Source organism: Streptococcus sp. Marseille-Q5855 (genome assembly GCF_946901985.1).
GTDB lineage: Bacteria > Bacillota > Bacilli > Lactobacillales > Streptococcaceae > Streptococcus.
Genome location: NZ_CAMPPR010000006.1, coordinates 366,735 through 384,613, shown reverse-complemented (window position 1 = coordinate 384,613; position 17,879 = coordinate 366,735). Strand labels below are relative to the sequence as shown.

At 41.3% G+C, this 17,879-nt stretch carries 26 protein-coding genes; all 26 read left to right on the top strand.

Features of this window, described 5'->3' with window-relative positions:
* The first annotated feature begins 9 nt into the window (after window positions 1-9).
* The 26 genes from OC529_RS08360 (at window position 10) to rpsH (ending at window position 17,831) form a co-directional block, all read left to right on the top strand.
* A complete protein-coding gene (locus OC529_RS08360) occupies window positions 10-315 on the top strand; it encodes a DUF1292 domain-containing protein (RefSeq protein WP_000017626.1) in 306 nt (101 codons plus the stop codon).
* Window positions 316-672: 357 nt separating this feature from the next.
* Window positions 673-1,923, top strand: coding sequence for a folylpolyglutamate synthase/dihydrofolate synthase family protein (locus OC529_RS08355; RefSeq protein ID WP_262081926.1), 1,251 nt, complete (start codon window positions 673-675; stop codon window positions 1,921-1,923).
* Between the two features lie 87 nt (window positions 1,924-2,010).
* Window positions 2,011-2,481, top strand: a complete 471-nt coding sequence (locus OC529_RS08350) for an SP_0198 family lipoprotein (RefSeq protein ID WP_262081925.1) — start codon at window positions 2,011-2,013, stop codon at window positions 2,479-2,481.
* Between the two features lie 145 nt (window positions 2,482-2,626).
* Window positions 2,627-4,159, top strand: a complete 1,533-nt coding sequence (cls, locus tag OC529_RS08345) for a cardiolipin synthase (RefSeq protein WP_000877326.1) — start codon at window positions 2,627-2,629, stop codon at window positions 4,157-4,159.
* 254 nt (window positions 4,160-4,413) lie between these two features.
* Entirely contained in the window at window positions 4,414-5,952 is a 1,539-nt protein-coding gene (locus OC529_RS08340) for a damage-inducible protein CinA (protein ID WP_173213294.1), read from the top strand.
* 119 nt (window positions 5,953-6,071) lie between these two features.
* Window positions 6,072-8,279: an anaerobic ribonucleoside-triphosphate reductase gene (nrdD, locus tag OC529_RS08335; protein WP_262081924.1), complete on the top strand. Its 2,208-nt coding sequence runs from the start codon at window positions 6,072-6,074 to the stop codon at window positions 8,277-8,279.
* 11 nt (window positions 8,280-8,290) lie between these two features.
* The gene (locus OC529_RS08330) at window positions 8,291-8,431 is read left to right on the top strand and encodes a hypothetical protein (protein ID WP_000521621.1); all 141 of its coding nucleotides are present in this window, start codon (window positions 8,291-8,293) and stop codon (window positions 8,429-8,431) included.
* A 43-nt stretch (window positions 8,432-8,474) separates the two neighbouring features.
* A complete protein-coding gene (locus OC529_RS08325) occupies window positions 8,475-8,981 on the top strand; it encodes a GNAT family N-acetyltransferase (protein WP_262081923.1) in 507 nt (168 codons plus the stop codon).
* Window positions 8,974-9,564, top strand: a complete 591-nt coding sequence (gene nrdG / locus OC529_RS08320) for an anaerobic ribonucleoside-triphosphate reductase activating protein (protein WP_173234701.1) — start codon at window positions 8,974-8,976, stop codon at window positions 9,562-9,564. The genes OC529_RS08325 and nrdG overlap by 8 nt, the downstream gene beginning before the upstream one ends.
* On the top strand, window positions 9,561-10,190 hold the full coding sequence (locus tag OC529_RS08315) for a uridine kinase (protein WP_262081922.1): 630 nt from the start codon (window positions 9,561-9,563) through the stop codon (window positions 10,188-10,190). Before nrdG ends, OC529_RS08315 begins: the two co-directional genes overlap by 4 nt.
* A 244-nt stretch (window positions 10,191-10,434) precedes the next feature.
* The gene (gene rpsJ, locus OC529_RS08310; protein WP_001284513.1) at window positions 10,435-10,743 is read left to right on the top strand and encodes a 30S ribosomal protein S10; all 309 of its coding nucleotides are present in this window, start codon (window positions 10,435-10,437) and stop codon (window positions 10,741-10,743) included.
* 216 nt (window positions 10,744-10,959) lie between these two features.
* Window positions 10,960-11,586, top strand: a complete 627-nt coding sequence (gene rplC / locus OC529_RS08305) for a 50S ribosomal protein L3 (RefSeq protein ID WP_000160197.1) — start codon at window positions 10,960-10,962, stop codon at window positions 11,584-11,586.
* Between the two features lie 24 nt (window positions 11,587-11,610).
* A complete protein-coding gene (gene rplD / locus OC529_RS08300) occupies window positions 11,611-12,234 on the top strand; it encodes a 50S ribosomal protein L4 (RefSeq protein ID WP_262081921.1) in 624 nt (207 codons plus the stop codon).
* Window positions 12,234-12,530, top strand: a complete 297-nt coding sequence (locus tag OC529_RS08295; RefSeq protein WP_001055347.1) for a 50S ribosomal protein L23 — start codon at window positions 12,234-12,236, stop codon at window positions 12,528-12,530. The genes rplD and OC529_RS08295 overlap by 1 nt, the downstream gene beginning before the upstream one ends.
* A 17-nt stretch (window positions 12,531-12,547) precedes the next feature.
* Entirely contained in the window at window positions 12,548-13,381 is an 834-nt protein-coding gene (gene rplB / locus OC529_RS08290) for a 50S ribosomal protein L2 (RefSeq protein ID WP_000512911.1), read from the top strand.
* Window positions 13,382-13,484: 103 nt separating this feature from the next.
* Window positions 13,485-13,766, top strand: a complete 282-nt coding sequence (rpsS, locus tag OC529_RS08285; RefSeq protein WP_000533766.1) for a 30S ribosomal protein S19 — start codon at window positions 13,485-13,487, stop codon at window positions 13,764-13,766.
* An 11-nt stretch (window positions 13,767-13,777) separates the two neighbouring features.
* Entirely contained in the window at window positions 13,778-14,122 is a 345-nt protein-coding gene (gene rplV / locus OC529_RS08280) for a 50S ribosomal protein L22 (RefSeq protein ID WP_000818137.1), read from the top strand.
* A 12-nt stretch (window positions 14,123-14,134) separates the two neighbouring features.
* On the top strand, window positions 14,135-14,788 hold the full coding sequence (gene rpsC, locus OC529_RS08275; RefSeq protein ID WP_000529936.1) for a 30S ribosomal protein S3: 654 nt from the start codon (window positions 14,135-14,137) through the stop codon (window positions 14,786-14,788).
* 3 nt (window positions 14,789-14,791) lie between these two features.
* Entirely contained in the window at window positions 14,792-15,205 is a 414-nt protein-coding gene (gene rplP / locus OC529_RS08270) for a 50S ribosomal protein L16 (RefSeq protein WP_000960946.1), read from the top strand.
* Window positions 15,206-15,214: 9 nt separating this feature from the next.
* Window positions 15,215-15,421 (top strand): 50S ribosomal protein L29, encoded by a 207-nt coding sequence (gene rpmC / locus OC529_RS08265; RefSeq protein ID WP_000772918.1) that lies wholly within the window; start codon window positions 15,215-15,217, stop codon window positions 15,419-15,421.
* A 24-nt stretch (window positions 15,422-15,445) separates the two neighbouring features.
* The gene (gene rpsQ, locus OC529_RS08260; RefSeq protein WP_000440801.1) at window positions 15,446-15,706 is read left to right on the top strand and encodes a 30S ribosomal protein S17; all 261 of its coding nucleotides are present in this window, start codon (window positions 15,446-15,448) and stop codon (window positions 15,704-15,706) included.
* A 25-nt stretch (window positions 15,707-15,731) separates the two neighbouring features.
* The gene (gene rplN, locus OC529_RS08255; RefSeq protein WP_000616545.1) at window positions 15,732-16,100 is read left to right on the top strand and encodes a 50S ribosomal protein L14; all 369 of its coding nucleotides are present in this window, start codon (window positions 15,732-15,734) and stop codon (window positions 16,098-16,100) included.
* Window positions 16,101-16,177: 77 nt separating this feature from the next.
* Entirely contained in the window at window positions 16,178-16,483 is a 306-nt protein-coding gene (gene rplX, locus OC529_RS08250) for a 50S ribosomal protein L24 (protein WP_000497691.1), read from the top strand.
* A gap of 23 nt (window positions 16,484-16,506) precedes the next feature.
* Window positions 16,507-17,049: a 50S ribosomal protein L5 gene (gene rplE / locus OC529_RS08245; protein WP_000013542.1), complete on the top strand. Its 543-nt coding sequence runs from the start codon at window positions 16,507-16,509 to the stop codon at window positions 17,047-17,049.
* A 17-nt stretch (window positions 17,050-17,066) separates the two neighbouring features.
* Window positions 17,067-17,252, top strand: coding sequence for a type Z 30S ribosomal protein S14 (locus OC529_RS08240; RefSeq protein WP_001085697.1), 186 nt, complete (start codon window positions 17,067-17,069; stop codon window positions 17,250-17,252).
* 180 nt (window positions 17,253-17,432) lie between these two features.
* The gene (gene rpsH / locus OC529_RS08235; RefSeq protein WP_000245504.1) at window positions 17,433-17,831 is read left to right on the top strand and encodes a 30S ribosomal protein S8; all 399 of its coding nucleotides are present in this window, start codon (window positions 17,433-17,435) and stop codon (window positions 17,829-17,831) included.
* Window positions 17,832-17,879: the final 48 nt, after the last annotated feature.

Below are 17,879 nucleotides of genomic sequence, written 5' to 3'. Positions count from 1 at the left end.
GGAGAGGCTATGTCACACGATCATAACCACGAACACGAAGAACGTGAACTAATCACACTAGTAGATGAGCAAGGAAATGAAACCTTGTTTGAAATCCTTTTGACGATTGATGGAAAAGAAGAATTTGGTAAAAACTATGTTCTTCTAGTACCAGTTAACGCAGAAGAAGACGAAGACGGACAAGTTGAAATCCAAGCTTACTCATTCATCGAAAACGAAGATGGAACAGAAGGCGAATTGCAACCAATCCCAGAAGACTCAGAAGACGAATGGAACATGATTGAAGAAGTCTTTAATAGTTTTATGGAGGAGTGATACAGTCTGGGAGACTGTATCAGCCCAACTCCCAGAAATTGGGAAGAGTTGGAATGTTCAGTGAACATTTTTACCCCAGTTCCTTTAAATAAGAGAGAACTGGTAAGTCCGGGGGACGTTTTTAGCCCTGCGCTAGAAATTAGAAACGCAGGTAGTCTGGGAGACTGTATCACCCCAACTCCTATAAATTAGAAGAGTTGAAACATCTGGGGAGAATTTTTACCCCAGATTAATATTCATAGGAGCTAGTTATTAGCTAACCAGGTAAGAGGTTGGGACGAAAATCCTGACCTCATTTTTTTGTTATCTACGGAATTTCACTAGATAATTGATTAGACTTTTGTCAAGGAGATATGTATGTTTGAAGTAGAAGAATGGCTTCATAGTCGGATTGGTTTGAATTTTCGATCAGGTTTGGGCCGAATGCAGCAAGCAGTGGATTTGTTAGGAAATCCTGAGCAGTCTTACCCTATTATCCACGTAACAGGGACTAATGGGAAAGGATCTACCATTGCTTTTATGAGGGAGTTATTTATGGGGCATGGCAAAAAAGTTGCGACCTTTACCTCCCCTCATATCGTCTCTATCAATGATCGAATCTGCATTAATGGGCAACCTATAGCAGACACAGACTTCATCCGTTTGGCCGAGCAGGTCAAGGAGATGGAGAAAACGCTTCTGCAAACCCATGATCAGTTGTCCTTTTTTGAATTGCTGACCTTGATTGCTTTTCTTTATTTTAGAGAGCAAGAAGTGGACTTGGTTTTACTAGAAGTGGGAATTGGTGGCTTGCTTGACACGACCAATGTGGTAACTGGAGAGATTGCCGTCATCACCTCCATCGGACTTGACCATCAGGAGACTCTGGGTGATAGTCTAGAAGAAATTGCAGAGCAGAAAGCTGGTATTTTCAAGGCTGGTAAAAAGGCAGTGATTGCGAAATTGCCTCCAGAAGCTAGACTTGTCTGTCAGAAAAAAGCCGAATCTTTAGCTGTTGACCTTTATCAGGCAGGCCAGGAATTTTCAATGCTGAATGGCGATTTTTCAAGTTCTTTGGGAACTTTTTCGCAGTTGAACATAGGCTTAGAAGGAGTCTATCAGCATGAAAATGCGGCCTTGGCGTTGCAAACGTTTCTTCTTTTTATGGGAAAAAGAAAGGAAGCTGTTGATGAGCAGGTTGTAAGACAGGCTTTGGAGAAGACCCATTGGGCTGGGCGTTTGGAGCGTATTCGTCCGCAGATATACTTGGATGGTGCTCATAACCTCCCTGCCTTGACTCGCTTGATTGAGTTTATCAAAGAAAAAGAGCAGGAAAGATATCGTCCTCAAATCCTCTTTGGAGCCTTGAAACGGAAGAATTATCAAGGGATGTTGGATTATCTGACTGAAAATTTACCTCAGGTGGAACTCAAGGTAACTGGTTTTGACTATCATGGGGCTTTGGACGAAAGGGATGTGACAGGTTACGATATAGTTTCTTCTTACCGAGAATTTATCAGCAGTTTCGAAGAAAAAGCCGATGCTCAGGACTTGTTATTCATTACAGGGTCTCTCTATTTTATCTCAGAAGTACGGGGCTACCTGCTGGACCATGAGCAGATAAATTGACCTCTTCTTTTGCCTTTGTTATACTAGATAAATTGCTGGCTAAGGAAAATCTATTTTTCTAGCATGGCAAGAGAAAGGACATTTATTATGACATTCAAAACAGCAGCACTTTCTATTGTTTCTTTAGCGAGTGTATCTTTGCTAGTTGCTTGTTCCCAAAGAACACAACCAGTTCAACAGCCTGTGGCTCAGCAGCAGGTCCAACAGCCTGCTCAACAACCTGCTCAACAGAATACCAATACTGCAAATGCAGGAGGTAACCAAAATCAAGCGGCTCCAGTACAAAACCAACCTGTTGCTCAACCGACCGATATTGATGGGACTTATACTGGTCAGGATGACGGAGACCGTATCACTTTAGTGGTCACTGGAACGACTGGTACATGGACTGAGCTCGAATCTGACGGGGATCAGAAAGTCAAACAGGTCACATTTGATGCAGCAAATCAACGCATGATTATTGGCGATGATGTCAAAATTTACACTGTAAACGGTAATCAAATCGTCGTAGACGATATGGATAGAGACCCATCGGACCAAATCGTTTTAACTAAATAAGACTATGCAAGTAGGAAGGGCTGGATTTTTCAGCCTTTTTACTTTTGCTTAGAAAATAATCATAAATACTTGCCTTCTATCGAATACCTGGGTTATACTAGTATCAATTACTTGTTTTTAGCATTCAAAATATCAAGGAGGGGATATGAAATATAGAAAATTTCAATTATTGATGTCCAAGTATGGCTTTAGTCTTTCGATTATGCTACTTGAACTTTGTCTGGTTTTTGGTCTCTTTCTTTATTTAGGACGCATGGCTCCCATTTTATGGATTACTGTCCTCATTCTATTGAGTATCATCACAATCATTTCGATAGTCAACCGTAATACGACTCCTGAGAATAAGGTAACCTGGTTGTTAGTAGCCTTTGTACCAGTATTTGGGCCTTTGCTCTATCTGATGTTTGGTGAGAGGCGATTGTCCAAAAAAGAAATCAAACAACTGAAGAAGCTAGGCTCCATGCATTTCCAAGAAGCAAATAGCCAGTTACTAAAAGAGGAATTAAAAGAAAGTGATAAGGCGGCATATGGCGTCATCAAGTCCTTATTGAGTATGGATACCAATGCTGACATCTATGATCAAACTGCCTCTACATTTTTTCCTAACGGAGAAGCTATGTGGAAAAAGATGGTAGAAGATCTCAAAAAGGCTGAGAAATTTATCTTCTTGGAATATTACATTATAGAAGAAGGTTTGATGTGGAATCGTATTTTAGAAATCTTGGAGCAAAAAGTTGCTCAAGGCATTGAAGTTAAACTGCTCTATGATGATATTGGCTGTATGGCTACTTTAACAGGAGATTATGCACATCGACTTCGTCAGCTGGGTATCGAGGCCCACAAATTCAATAAAGTTATTCCTCGTTTGACAGTGGCCTATAATAACAGAGATCATAGAAAAATATTGATTGTTGATGGTCAGATAGCCTATACTGGTGGGGTCAATCTGGCAGATGAGTACATTAACCACGTCGAGAGATTTGGTTATTGGAAGGATAGTGGAATTCGCTTAGACGGACTAGCAGTAAAAGCCCTGACACGCTTGTTTTTAACCACTTGGTACATCAATCGAGGAGAGATTAGTGATTTTGATCAATATCATTTAGAAAATCATTCTATCCCAAGTGACGGTTTAACCATTCCATACGGAAGTGGACCCAAGCCAATTTTTCGAACGCAGGTAGGGAAAAAGGTTTATCAGAGTTTGATCAATCAAGCAACTGAATCGGTTTATATTACGACACCTTATTTGATCATAGACTATGATTTAACGGAGACAATCAAAAATGCTGCTATGAGAGGGGTCGATGTTCGAATTATCACTCCTTACATACCAGATAAGAAGTTCATTCAGTTAGTCACAAGAGGGGCTTATCCAGACCTTCTTTCTGCTGGAGTTCGGATTTATGAGTATAGTCCAGGTTTTATTCATAGTAAGCAGATGTTGGTAGACGAAGATTTTGCGGTGGTGGGGACAATCAATCTCGACTACCGAAGCTTGGTACACCATTATGAAAATGCAGTCTTACTCTATAAAACTCCTTCTATAATGGAAATAGCCCGAGATTTTCAAAATATATTTGCAGATTCTCAGGAAGTCTATCCTCATTCTATCAAAACGAGCTGGTATCAAAAACTTGTAAAAGAAATCGCCCAGTTATTCGCTCCAATCTTATAAGAAATCTAGGACTGAGGACACAAACCAGTCCTATTTTTCTTGCCTTTTACGAATAAGAAGATGTAGGAGGGACGATGCTGACTCAGAAAGAATTGGATTATATCGTGTCATTTAAACAGACACATTTACACCGCTTTCGGGAAATTGAAACCTTTGTGAAACTATGCAAAAAATCACTCAAACAGCCATCGCAAGCTGACAATCCTAGGACTTTTTGATATACTAAGACAGATAAATTGAATAGGAGAAACGATATGAGTGTGTATGGTAGAGTAGAAGAAGTTCATCAGGAGAATCGTGAACCTCTAGAATACCAAATCGAACAAGAATCGCATCATCGTGAATCAAGTCGTCTTCCTTTGGTAAAAATTTTACTATGGAGTACGCTTGTAACGGGGATAACTCTAGGAGTACCGCTATTACTCGATTTAATGAGTGCACAAGAAGTGCAGGATTTTTATACAGGTTGGGCGCTTCATCAGACAGGGAAAATTTACAGCGACTATTATGGAAGTCAAGGTTTGCTTTATTATTTGCTGACTTATGTGACCCAGGGCGGATTTTTCTTTGCCATTTTTGAGTGGTTAGCCTTGGTAGCAGGAGGATTTTTCCTCTTTCAATCGGCAGACACCTTGACAGAGCAAGGAGACCAGGCTGGACAAGTGGTGACTATTTTTTACATGCTAGTTACAGGTCTTGCTTTTGGTGGAGGTTATGCGACTCTTTTAGCGCTTCCTTTCTTATTCGCGGCCTTTAGTTTAGTTGCGGCTTACCTAAGCAATCCAAGCCATGACAAGGGATTTGTACGGATTGGGCTGGCTTTGGCAGGCGGATTTTTCTTTGCTCCCTTGTCATCGTTCCTGTTTATTGCTGTAGTGAGTTTAGGCTTGTTGGTCTTTAACCTTGGGCATAGACGCTTTGCGCATGGGTTTTATCAGTTTCTTGCAGTGGCTTTAGGTTTTTCACTTGTCTTTTATCCAACTGCCTACTATAGTGTTGCAACAGGAAGTTTTGGGGATGCCATTAGTGGTATTCGTTATCCTATTGACAGTATTCGCTTTGATTTCACTTCTAAAATTTTAGAGAATATGGCTTTTTATGGCTTGTTGTCCCTTGGTTTGGGATTTGTGGTTTGTATCTTTTTAGGTCTCTTTCAATCCAAACCCTCTAAACTATACGTCATTTCGGTTCCTGCAAGTCTTGTGACAATTTTAGGTTTGATTTTGCTTTTCTTTTCACAAGAGCCTCTGCACGCTTCTTATTTGATGGTCGTCTTCCCTGTTTTCCTACTTTTATTGGTAACCAATATTAAGAGTCAACAGAGGGGGCGTAGTGTTAGACGAAGACGAAGAGAAACGCCAGTTAGTCTATGGAGTCGTTTCTTCAAAGGAAATCTATATCTGCCAGTTTTAGGGCTTGTCTATCTTTTGTCTGTTCCTTTTTTGATGAAGTTTGTCCTTTATCCGGTACCTTATCAAGAACGTAATCGTCTTGCTGATTTGGTAAAAGAGGAGACGAATACGGAAGATGCTATCTATGCATGGGATGGTACTGCAACTCTTTATCGTAAGAGTGATCGCTTGTCGCCATCGGCTATTTTGTCCCCGTTGCACTATACAGCAACTGAGGAAAATCGGAATAAGCTACTCAATGACTTGAAAGAAAAACAACCCAAGGTGATTGTGGTGAATGATAAGGTAGCAGTCTGGTCTGAAGTGGAAACAATCTTGAAAGAAAATTACCAACAAGTAAAGACGGATTACTCAGAGTTTAAAGTCTATAAAATTAAATAGCTAAATCAATATCTTGTGTATTTTTAAAAATTTTATGATTTTTAACACAAGATATTGATTTTTCTTTTTAGAGTGGTATAATACTTTTTAGAAAGAACATTTTAGAAAAGAGCATGCATATGATTGCACTAGAAGAAAAAATTACAATTTTGCCAACTCTCTTCGTCGAGAAACGAGATGGGAGACGTGTTGTATTTGATGTGGATAAGATTGACAAGGCTCTCCACAAGGCGGCAGACAAGGTTATGGATGTGACACCCTTGGTTGAAAAACGCCTCAATGCTCTGACTGAGCGAATTGTCACAGAAATTCATAGTCGCTTTCCACAGGGGGTTAAGATTTACGAAATTCAAAATATCGTAGAACATGAACTGCTTGAAGCCAAAGAATATGCGCTGGCTGAGGAGTATATTACTTATCGGACACAGAGGGATTTTGAGCGTTCAAAAGCGACGGATATCAACTTTAGTATCCATAAACTTCTCAACAAAGACCAGGCAGTTGTCAATGAAAATGCAAATAAAGACAGCGATGTCTTTAATACCCAGCGTGATTTGACAGCAGGCATTGTTGGGAAGTCGATTGGACTGCAAATGCTTCCCAAGCACGTAGCCAATGCCCACCAAAAGGGAGATATCCACTATCACGATTTGGACTACAGTCCCTATACACCGATGACCAACTGCTGTTTGATTGATTTCAAGGGGATGTTGGAAAATGGTTTTAAGATTGGAAATGCAGAGGTAGAAAGTCCCAAGTCTATCCAGACTGCAACAGCTCAGATTTCCCAAATCATCGCCAACGTGGCTTCTAGCCAGTACGGTGGTTGTTCAGCTGACCGTATCGATGAAGTCTTGGCGCCTTATGTAGAGAAGAACTATCAAAAACATCTCAAAGATGCAGAAGAGTGGGTCTTGCCTGAAAAACGGGAAGATTACGCTTGGAAGAAAACGCAAAAGGACATCTACGATGCCATGCAATCTCTTGAGTATGAAATCAACACCCTCTTCACTTCAAATGGACAAACACCTTTTACTTCGCTCGGTTTTGGTTTAGGAACTAGCCGTTTCGAACGGGAAATTCAAAAAGCTATTTTAAACATTCGCATCAAGGGGCTTGGTTCGGAACACCGCACAGCCATCTTCCCTAAACTTATCTTCACGCTTAAAAGAGGACTTAACTTGGAAGAAGGGACTCCCAACTACGACATTAAGCAGTTGGCTCTTGAGTGTGCAACCAAACGGATGTATCCAGACGTTTTATCTTACGATAAGATTGTTGACTTGACAGGATCCTTCAAGGTTCCTATGGGCTGCCGTTCTTTCCTTCAAGGATGGAAGGATGAGAATGGTATAGAAGTTAATTCAGGTCGCATGAATCTGGGTGTTGTGACGGTTAACCTGCCTCGTATTGCTCTCGAGTCTGAAGGTGATATGACCAAGTTCTGGGAAATCTTCAACGAGCGGATGAATATCGCAGAAGATGCTCTGGTTTACCGTGTCGAACGAACCAAGGAAGCGACACCAGCCAATGCTCCTATCCTCTATCAATACGGTGCTTTTGGCCATCGTCTAGGTAAAGAAGAAAGTGTTGACCAGCTCTTTAAGAATCGTCGGGCAACCGTTTCGCTGGGCTACATCGGTTTGTACGAGGTAGCGACAGTTTTCTTTGGAAATAGCTGGGAACACAATCCAGACGCCAAGGAATTCACGCTGGATATCATTCGCGATATGAAACGCCGTGTAGAAGAGTGGTCTGACCAATATGGCTATCATTTCTCTATCTACTCAACACCATCTGAAAGTTTGACAGATCGTTTCTGCCGACTAGATACAGACAAGTTTGGCTCTATTCCTGATATTACAGACAAGGAATACTACACCAATTCTTTCCACTACGATGTTCGTAAAAATCCAACACCGTTTGAAAAATTGGATTTTGAAAAAGTCTATCCAGAAGCAGGTGCATCAGGTGGTTTCATCCATTATTGTGAGTATCCAGTCCTTCAACAAAATCCAAAGGCCTTGGAAGCTGTCTGGGATTATGCCTATGACCGTGTGGGTTATCTGGGGACTAATACTCCAATTGACCGTTGCTACAAGTGTGACTTTGAAGGGGATTTTGAACCAACTGAGAGAGGATTTGCTTGTCCAAACTGTGGCAATAGCGACCCTAAAACCGTAGATGTGGTCAAACGAACTTGTGGCTACCTAGGCAATCCTCAAGCGCGTCCGATGGTTAATGGACGTCACAAGGAAATCGCTGCGCGTGTCAAACACATGAATGGCTCAACGATTAAAATAGCTGGTCATCAAGTAACAAATTAGAAAGAAATGAGATGGGAAAATATCAATTAGACGATAAGGGGCGCGCACAAGTGACCCGTTATCACGAGAAACACTCTAAAGGTGGAGCTGGTAAGAAAGAACGTTTGCTCAGCCTCAGAGAACAATTTTTAAACAAGAACAAGAAAAAATAAAAGTGAGAGTCAGCTCTCGCTTTTCTCATAGTGGGAGGTAAGGATGGAACTACGCAGACCAAGATTAGCAGATAAGGTAGCTGTTTTAGACATGATGGCAGAGTTTGAAAAGAGCCAATCAGCCCATGATGGAGGATTTTGGGATACAGAGAACTTTGTGTATGAAGAGTGGTTGGAAACAAATATGCAAAAAGAAATGGGAATAAACTTGCCTGAAAATCGTGTTCCTTCTATTCAATTTGTATCATTTGATGATGTAGGTCGTGCTCTAGGATTTTTGAATCTGCGATTGAGACTGAATGAGGAGTTATTGAATTATGCTGGCCACATTGGCTACTCCATTCGTCCATCAGAAAGAGGTAAAGGTTATGCTAAAGAGACTCTCCGTCAGGGCTTGCAAGTTGCTAAGGAAAAGAACATCAAGAGAACTCTTGTGACCTGTAGCGTGAATAATCCTGCTAGCAGAGCAGTCATTTTAGCAAATGGAGGAATTCTTGAAGATGTTCGTAATGGAGTCGAGCGTTATTGGATAGAGGTAGCGAATGAATAATCCAAAACCACAAGAATGGAAAAGTGAGGAGCTAAGTCAAGGGCGTATCATTGACTACAAGGCCTTTAACTTTGTAGATGGAGAAGGAGTGCGCAACTCTCTCTATGTATCAGGCTGTATGTTTCACTGCGAGGGATGTTATAATGTTGCGACTTGGTCTTTCAATGCTGGCATTCCCTATACAGCAGAATTAGAAGAGCAGATCATGGCAGATCTTGCTCAGCCCTATGTTCAAGGCTTGACTTTGTTGGGAGGAGAGCCTTTTCTCAATACGGGGATTCTCTTGCCACTTGTTAAACGTATCCGGAAGGAATTGCCAGATAAGGATATCTGGTCCTGGACGGGCTATACATGGGAAGAAATGATGTTGGAGACACAAGATAAACTGGAACTCTTGTCACTGATTGACATTCTTGTCGATGGACGATATGATCGAACTAAGAGGAATCTCATGCTCCAATTTCGAGGTTCTTTCAATCAACGAATTATCGATGTTCAAAAATCCCTCAAAAGTGGGCAAGTAGTGATTTGGGACAAACTTAATGACGGAAAAGAAAGCTATGAACAGGTGAAGAGAGAATGAAGAAAAAAGACCTGATAAAACAACTGGTTTCAGAGATAGAAGCTGGAAAAGTTAGGACACTGGGGATATACGGTCATGGGGCTTCGGGTAAATCAACCTTTGCCCAGGAATTGTACCAATCTTTAGATTCTACTACAGTGAATTTGCTAGAAACAGATCCTTATATCACTTCAGAACGTCATCTGGTAGTACCAAAGCAAGCACCAGATCAAAAGGTGACAGCTTGTCTGCCAGTGGCGCATGAATTGGCGAGTTTGCGGAGAGATATCCTTGCCTTGCAGGCAGGTATGGATATCTTAACAATTGAAGAACCTTGGAAAGCTAGTGAGATCTTGCCTGGAGCAAAACCGATTTTGATTGTCGAAGGGATGTCTGTAGGCTTTTTACCCAAGGAACTCTTTGACAAAACCATCTGTTTCTACACGGATGAGGAGACCGAATTAAAGCGGCGTCTAGCTCGAGATACGACTGTGAGAAATCGTGATGCATCCTTTATATTGGCTAGTCATCAGATGAGACGGGAGCAGTATCTGCGATATTATAAAGAAACGGAGTCTAAGGCGAATATCTTAGTGGACCAATCAGAAGGTAAATTTGAGGTCAAGAGAACTCAATTTATTATATAGAAGAAAATCCCTAATTTTAGAAAGAAAAAATAAAAAAACAGTTTCATCGTAAAAAAACGAAAAAACAGCAACAAATCCCTTGCAATCGCAGGGGCTTTGTGTTATTCTATTATGGTGCTGTAAATTACAGCCTTAGCTTTGATGCAAGAGGTTGCGACACGCTCGGTTGCATTGCCACGCAACACCGCGTCGGTTTTCTTGTGGAGCTAGCCTATTATCTTAAATAGACGAAAAGGAGAAAAAGATGGCAAACAAAAAAATCCGTATCCGTTTGAAAGCTTACGAACACCGTACGCTTGACACAGCGGCTGCAAAAATCGTAGAATCAGCTACTCGTACAGGCGCACAAGTTGCGGGTCCAATCCCACTTCCAACTGAACGTAGCCTCTACACAATCATTCGTGCGACTCACAAATACAAAGACTCTCGCGAACAATTTGAAATGCGTACACACAAACGTTTGATCGATATCGTTAACCCAACTCAAAAAACAGTTGATGCCTTGATGAAATTGGATCTTCCAAGTGGTGTAAACGTAGAAATCAAACTTTAATCTAAAATATAAAAGAGCAGAGGCTGGTGTTTCAATCTAATTGAACACGGGCTAAACTCGGTGTGAAAAAGATAAACTTCCTCGTGTCTGCCAGACACTGCGTCAGTTTCCTATCTTCACTTTGAGTTTGACGCCCTTTGTATCTTAGACTTGAGCATAAAAAACGCTCGTTAAAAACTTTTTGAATAAAAAATATAGAAAAGGAACTATTTTCTCATGACAAAAGGAATCTTAGGGAAAAAAGTGGGAATGACTCAAATCTTCACTGAAGCTGGCGAATTGATCCCTGTAACAGTTATTGAAGCAACTCCAAACGTTGTTCTTCAAGTTAAAACTGTTGAAACAGACGGATACAACGCTATCCAAGTTGGTTTCGATGACAAACGCGAAGTATTGAGCAACAAACCTGCTAAAGGACATGTAGCAAAAGCTAACACGGCTCCTAAGCGCTTCATTCGTGAATTCAAAAACGTTGAAGGCTTGGAAGTTGGTGCTGAAATCACAGTTGAAACATTCGCAGCTGGAGACGTTGTTGACGTAACTGGTACTTCTAAAGGTAAAGGTTTCCAAGGTGTTATCAAACGCCACGGACAATCACGTGGACCAATGGCTCACGGTTCTCGTTACCACCGTCGTCCAGGTTCTATGGGACCTGTTGCACCTAACCGCGTATTCAAAGGTAAAAACCTTGCAGGACGTATGGGTGGCGACCGCGTAACAATTCAAAACCTTGAAGTTGTACAAGTTGTTCCAGAAAAGAACGTTATCCTTATCAAAGGTAACGTACCAGGTGCTAAGAAATCTCTTATCACTATCAAATCAGCAGTTAAAGCTGGTAAATAATAAGGAAAGGGGAATACAGTCAAAATGGCAAATGTAACATTATTCGACCAAACTGGTAAACAAGCGGGCGAAGTTGTTCTTAACGATGCAATCTTTGGTATCGAACCAAACCAATCTGTTGTGTTTGATGTGATCATCAGCCAACGTGCTAGCCTTCGTCAAGGAACTCACGCAGTTAAAAACCGCTCAGCTGTTTCAGGTGGTGGACGCAAACCATGGCGTCAAAAAGGAACTGGACGTGCTCGTCAAGGTTCTATCCGCTCTCCACAATGGCGTGGTGGTGGAATCGTCTTCGGACCAACTCCACGTTCATACGGCTACAAACTTCCACAAAAAGTTCGTCGCCTGGCTCTTAAATCAGTTTACTCTGAAAAAGTTGCTGAAAACAAATTTGTAGCCGTTGATTCTCTTGAATTTACAGCTCCAAAAACTGCTGAATTTGCAAAAGTTCTTGCAGCATTGAGCATCGATTCTAAAGTTCTTGTTATCCTTGAAGAAGGAAATGAATTCGCAGCTCTTTCAGCTCGTAACCTTCCAAACGTGAAAGTTGCAACTGCTACAACTGCAAGTGTTCTTGACATCGCAAATAGCGACAAACTTCTTGTCACACAAGCAGCTATCTCTAAAATCGAGGAGGTTCTTGCATAATGAATTTGTATGATGTTATCAAAAAACCTGTCATCACTGAAAGCTCAATGGCTCAACTTGAAGCAGGCAAATATGTATTTGAAGTTGACACTCGTGCACACAAACTTTTGATTAAGCAAGCTGTTGAAGCTGCTTTCGAAGGTGTTAAAGTTGCCAACGTTAACACAATCAACGTAAAACCAAAAGCTAAACGTGTTGGACGTTACACTGGTTTTACTAACAAAACTAAAAAAGCTATCATCACACTTACAGCTGATTCTAAAGCAATCGAGTTGTTTGCTGCTGAAGCTGAATAATCTAAGGAGGAAATATCGTGGGAATTCGTGTTTATAAACCAACAACAAACGGTCGCCGTAATATGACTTCTTTGGATTTCGCTGAAATCACAACAAGCACTCCTGAAAAATCATTGCTTGTTGCATTGAAGAGCAAGGCTGGTCGTAACAACAACGGTCGTATCACAGTTCGTCACCAAGGTGGTGGACACAAACGTTTCTACCGTTTGGTTGACTTCAAACGTAACAAAGACAACGTTGAAGCAGTTGTTAAAACAATCGAGTACGATCCAAACCGTTCTGCAAATATCGCTCTTGTACACTACACTGACGGTGTGAAAGCGTACATCATCGCTCCAAAAGGTCTTGAAGTTGGTCAACGTATCGTTTCAGGTCCAGAAGCAGATATCAAAGTCGGAAACGCTCTTCCACTTGCTAACATCCCAGTTGGTACTTTGATCCACAACATCGAGTTGAAACCAGGTCGTGGTGGTGAATTAGTACGTGCTGCTGGTGCATCTGCTCAAGTATTGGGTTCTGAAGGCAAATACGTTCTTGTTCGTCTTCAATCAGGTGAAGTTCGTATGATTCTTGGAACTTGCCGTGCTACAGTTGGTGTTGTCGGAAACGAACAACATGGACTTGTAAACCTTGGTAAAGCAGGACGTAGCCGTTGGAAAGGTATCCGCCCAACAGTTCGTGGTTCTGTAATGAACCCTAACGATCACCCACACGGTGGTGGTGAAGGTAAAGCACCAGTTGGTCGTAAAGCGCCATCTACTCCATGGGGCAAACCTGCTCTTGGTCTTAAAACTCGTAACAAGAAAGCGAAATCTGACAAACTTATCGTTCGTCGTCGCAACGAGAAATAATATTAAACTAGTCGCTTAAGTAACTAGTAAATCCGCCAGCTCGGTAGTGCTCCATGTGAGCGCAAGCCGCTGTGGTACAACATTTAAAGGAGAAAATATAAAAATGGGACGCAGTCTTAAAAAAGGACCTTTCGTCGATGAGCATTTGATGAAAAAAGTTGAAGCTCAAGCTAACGACGAAAAGAAAAAAGTTATTAAAACTTGGTCACGTCGTTCAACGATTTTCCCAAGTTTCATTGGTTACACTATCGCAGTTTATGACGGACGTAAACACGTACCTGTTTACATCCAAGAAGACATGGTAGGTCACAAACTTGGTGAATTTGCACCAACTCGTACTTACAAAGGTCACGCTGCAGACGACAAGAAAACACGTAGAAAATAAGGAGAACATAAATGGCAGAAATTACTTCAGCTAAAGCAATGGCTCGTACAGTACGTGTTTCACCTCGTAAATCACGTCTTGTTCTTGATAACATCCGTGGTAAAAGCGTAGCCGATGCAATCGCAATCTTGACATTCACTCCAAACAAAGCTGCTGAAATCATCTTGAAAGTTTTGAACTCAGCTGTAGCTAACGCTGAAAACAACTTTGGTTTGGATAAAGCTAACTTGGTAGTATCTGAAGCATTCGCAAATGAAGGACCAACTATGAAACGTTTCCGTCCACGTGCGAAAGGTTCAGCTTCACCAATCAACAAACGTACAGCTCACATCACTGTAGCTGTTGCAGAAAAATAAGGAGGTAAAATCGTGGGTCAAAAAGTACATCCAATTGGTATGCGTGTCGGCATCATCCGTGATTGGGATGCCAAATGGTATGCTGAAAAAGAATACGCGGATTACCTTCATGAAGATCTTGCAATCCGTAAATTCGTTCAAAAAGAACTTGCTGACGCAGCAGTTTCAACTATCGAAATCGAACGCGCAGTAAACAAAGTTAACGTTTCACTTCACACTGCTAAACCAGGTATGGTTATCGGTAAAGGTGGTGCTAACGTTGATGCACTCCGTGCAAAACTTAACAAATTGACTGGAAAACAAGTACACATCAACATCATCGAAATCAAACAACCTGATTTGGATGCTCACCTTGTAGGTGAAGGAATTGCTCGTCAATTGGAGCAACGTGTTGCTTTCCGTCGTGCACAAAAACAAGCAATCCAACGTGCAATGCGTGCTGGAGCTAAAGGAATCAAAACTCAAGTATCAGGTCGTTTGAACGGTGCAGATATCGCCCGTGCTGAAGGATACTCTGAAGGAACTGTTCCACTTCACACACTTCGTGCAGATATCGATTACGCTTGGGAAGAAGCAGATACTACATACGGTAAACTTGGTGTTAAAGTATGGATCTACCGTGGTGAAGTTCTTCCAGCTCGCAAAAACACTAAAGGAGGTAAATAACCAATGTTAGTACCTAAACGTGTTAAACACCGTCGTGAATTCCGTGGAAAAATGCGCGGTGAAGCAAAAGGTGGAAAAGAAGTAGCATTCGGTGAATACGGTCTTCAAGCTACAACTAGCCACTGGATCACTAACCGCCAAATCGAAGCTGCTCGTATCGCCATGACTCGTTACATGAAACGTGGTGGTAAAGTTTGGATTAAAATCTTCCCACACAAATCATACACCGCTAAAGCTATCGGTGTGCGTATGGGATCTGGTAAAGGGGCACCTGAAGGTTGGGTAGCACCAGTTAAACGTGGTAAAGTGATGTTCGAAATTGCTGGTGTATCTGAAGAGATTGCACGCGAAGCGCTTCGTCTTGCTAGCCACAAATTGCCAGTTAAATGTAAATTCGTAAAACGTGAAGCAGAATAAGGAGAAGGCATGAAACTTAATGAAGTAAAAGAATTTGTTAAAGAACTTCGTGGTCTTTCTCAAGAAGAACTCGCGAAGCGCGAAAACGAATTGAAAAAAGAATTGTTTGAACTTCGTTTCCAAGCTGCTACTGGTCAATTGGAACAAACAGCTCGCTTGAAAGAAGTTAAAAAACAAATCGCTCGTATCAAAACAGTTCAATCTGAAGCGAAATAATAGACTAGGGAAGGAGAAATTTCAATGGAACGCAATAATCGTAAAGTTCTTGTTGGACGTGTTGTATCTGACAAAATGGACAAGACAATCACAGTTGTAGTTGAAACAAAACGTAACCACCCAGTCTATGGTAAACGTATTAACTACTCTAAAAAATACAAAGCTCATGATGAAAACAATGTTGCCAAAGAAGGCGATATCGTACGTATCATGGAAACTCGTCCGCTTTCAGCTACAAAACGTTTCCGTCTTGTAGAAGTTGTTGAAGAAGCGGTCATCATCTAATCAAACCTGAAAGGAGAAAACTGAAATGATTCAAACAGAAACTCGTTTGAAAGTCGCAGACAACAGCGGTGCTCGCGAAATCTTGACTATCAAAGTTCTTGGTGGTTCAGGACGTAAATTTGCAAACATCGGTGATGTTATCGTGGCATCTGTAAAACAAGCTACTCCTGGTGGTGCGGTTAAAAAAGGTGACGTTGTTAAAGCAGTTATCGTTCGTACTAAATCAGGTGCTCGTCGTGCTGATGGTTCATACATCAAATTTGACGAAAATGCAGCAGTTATCATCCGTGAAGACAAAACTCCTCGCGGAACACGTATCTTTGGCCCAGTTGCACGTGAATTGCGTGAAGGTGGCTTCATGAAGATCGTGTCACTTGCTCCAGAAGTACTTTAATTTTTAGAAACAAACTAGTCCCCTAGCTTCAAGCTAGGGTGCCCTTATGGGCGTAAGAAAAATCAAGGAGAAACCTAATGTTTGTAAAAAAAGGCGACAAAGTTCGCGTAATCGCTGGTAAAGATAAGGGAACAGAAGCTGTTGTCCTTACTGCCCTTCCAAAAGTAAACAAAGTTATCGTTGAAGGTGTTAACATCGTTAAGAAACACCAACGTCCAACTAACGAGCTTCCTCAAGGTGGGATCATCGAGAAAGAAGCAGCTATCCACGTATCAAACGTTCAAGTTTTGGACAAAAATGGTGTAGCTGGTCGTGTTGGTTACAAATTTGTAGACGGTAAAAAAGTTCGCTACAACAAAAAATCAGGCGAAGTGCTTGATTAATCACGAAGGAAAGGAGAAGTATAATGGCAAATCGTTTAAAAGAAAAATATCTTAATGAAGTAGTCCCTGCTTTGACAGAACAATTCAACTACTCATCAGTGATGGCTGTGCCTAAAGTAGATAAGATCGTTTTGAACATGGGTGTTGGTGAAGCTGTATCAAACGCTAAAAGCCTTGAAAAAGCTGCTGAAGAATTGGCACTTATCTCAGGTCAAAAACCACTTATCACTAAAGCTAAAAAATCAATCGCCGGCTTCCGTCTTCGTGAAGGTGTTGCGATCGGTGCAAAAGTTACCCTTCGTGGTGAACGTATGTACGAATTCTTGGATAAATTGGTTTCAGTTTCACTTCCACGTGTACGTGACTTCCACGGTGTTCCAACAAAATCATTTGACGGACGCGGAAACTACACACTTGGTGTGAAAGAACAATTGATTTTCCCAGAAATCAACTTCGATGACGTTGACAAAACTCGTGGTCTTGACATCGTTATCGTAACAACTGCTAACACTGACGAAGAGTCACGTGCATTGCTTACAGGCCTTGGAATGCCTTTTGCAAAATAATATAGGAGGTAAATCTAATGGCTAAAAAATCAATGATTGCTAAGAACAAACGTCCAGCGAAGTTCTCTACTCAAGCTTATACTCGTTGTGAAAAATGTGGTCGTCCACATTCAGTTTACCGCAAATTTAAACTTTGCCGTGTTTGCTTCCGTGAATTAGCTTACAAAGGACAAATTCCTGGTGTAACAAAAGCATCTTGGTAATTCTAACTTTCAATCCCGTCGTGATTCGTCGTTATCTGCTTTTGCCTAACTCAAGTTATGTCTGCAAGCAGATGCCTAGACTCACTTAGGAATTGAAACCTAGAAACATATTCTGAGCCCAGCTCAATCATTAACTAGCAAGTGCAACTTGCAAACTACTAGTAAGAGGAGAAAAATAAAATGGTTATGACTGACCCAATCGCAGACTTCCTAACTCGTATTCGTAACGCTAACCAAGCGAAACACGAAGTACTTGAAGTACCTGCATCAAACATCAAAAAAGGGATTGCTGAAATCCTTAAACGCGAAGGTTTTGTAAAAAACGTTGAAATCATCGAAGATGACAAACAAGGCATCATCCGTGTATTCCTTAAATACGGACCAAACGGTGAAAAAGTTATCACTAACTTGAAACGTGTTTCTAAACCAGGACTTCGTGTCTACAAAAAACGTGAAGATCTTCCAAAAGTTCTTAACGGACTTGGAATTGCTATCCTTTCAACTTCTGAAGGTTTGCTTACTGATAAAGAAGCACGCCAAAAGAATGTTGGTGGGGAAGTTATCGCTTACGTTTGGTAATTGATGATGTGAGAGCGTTAAAAGAATGCAGTGAAAATAGGAAGTTTG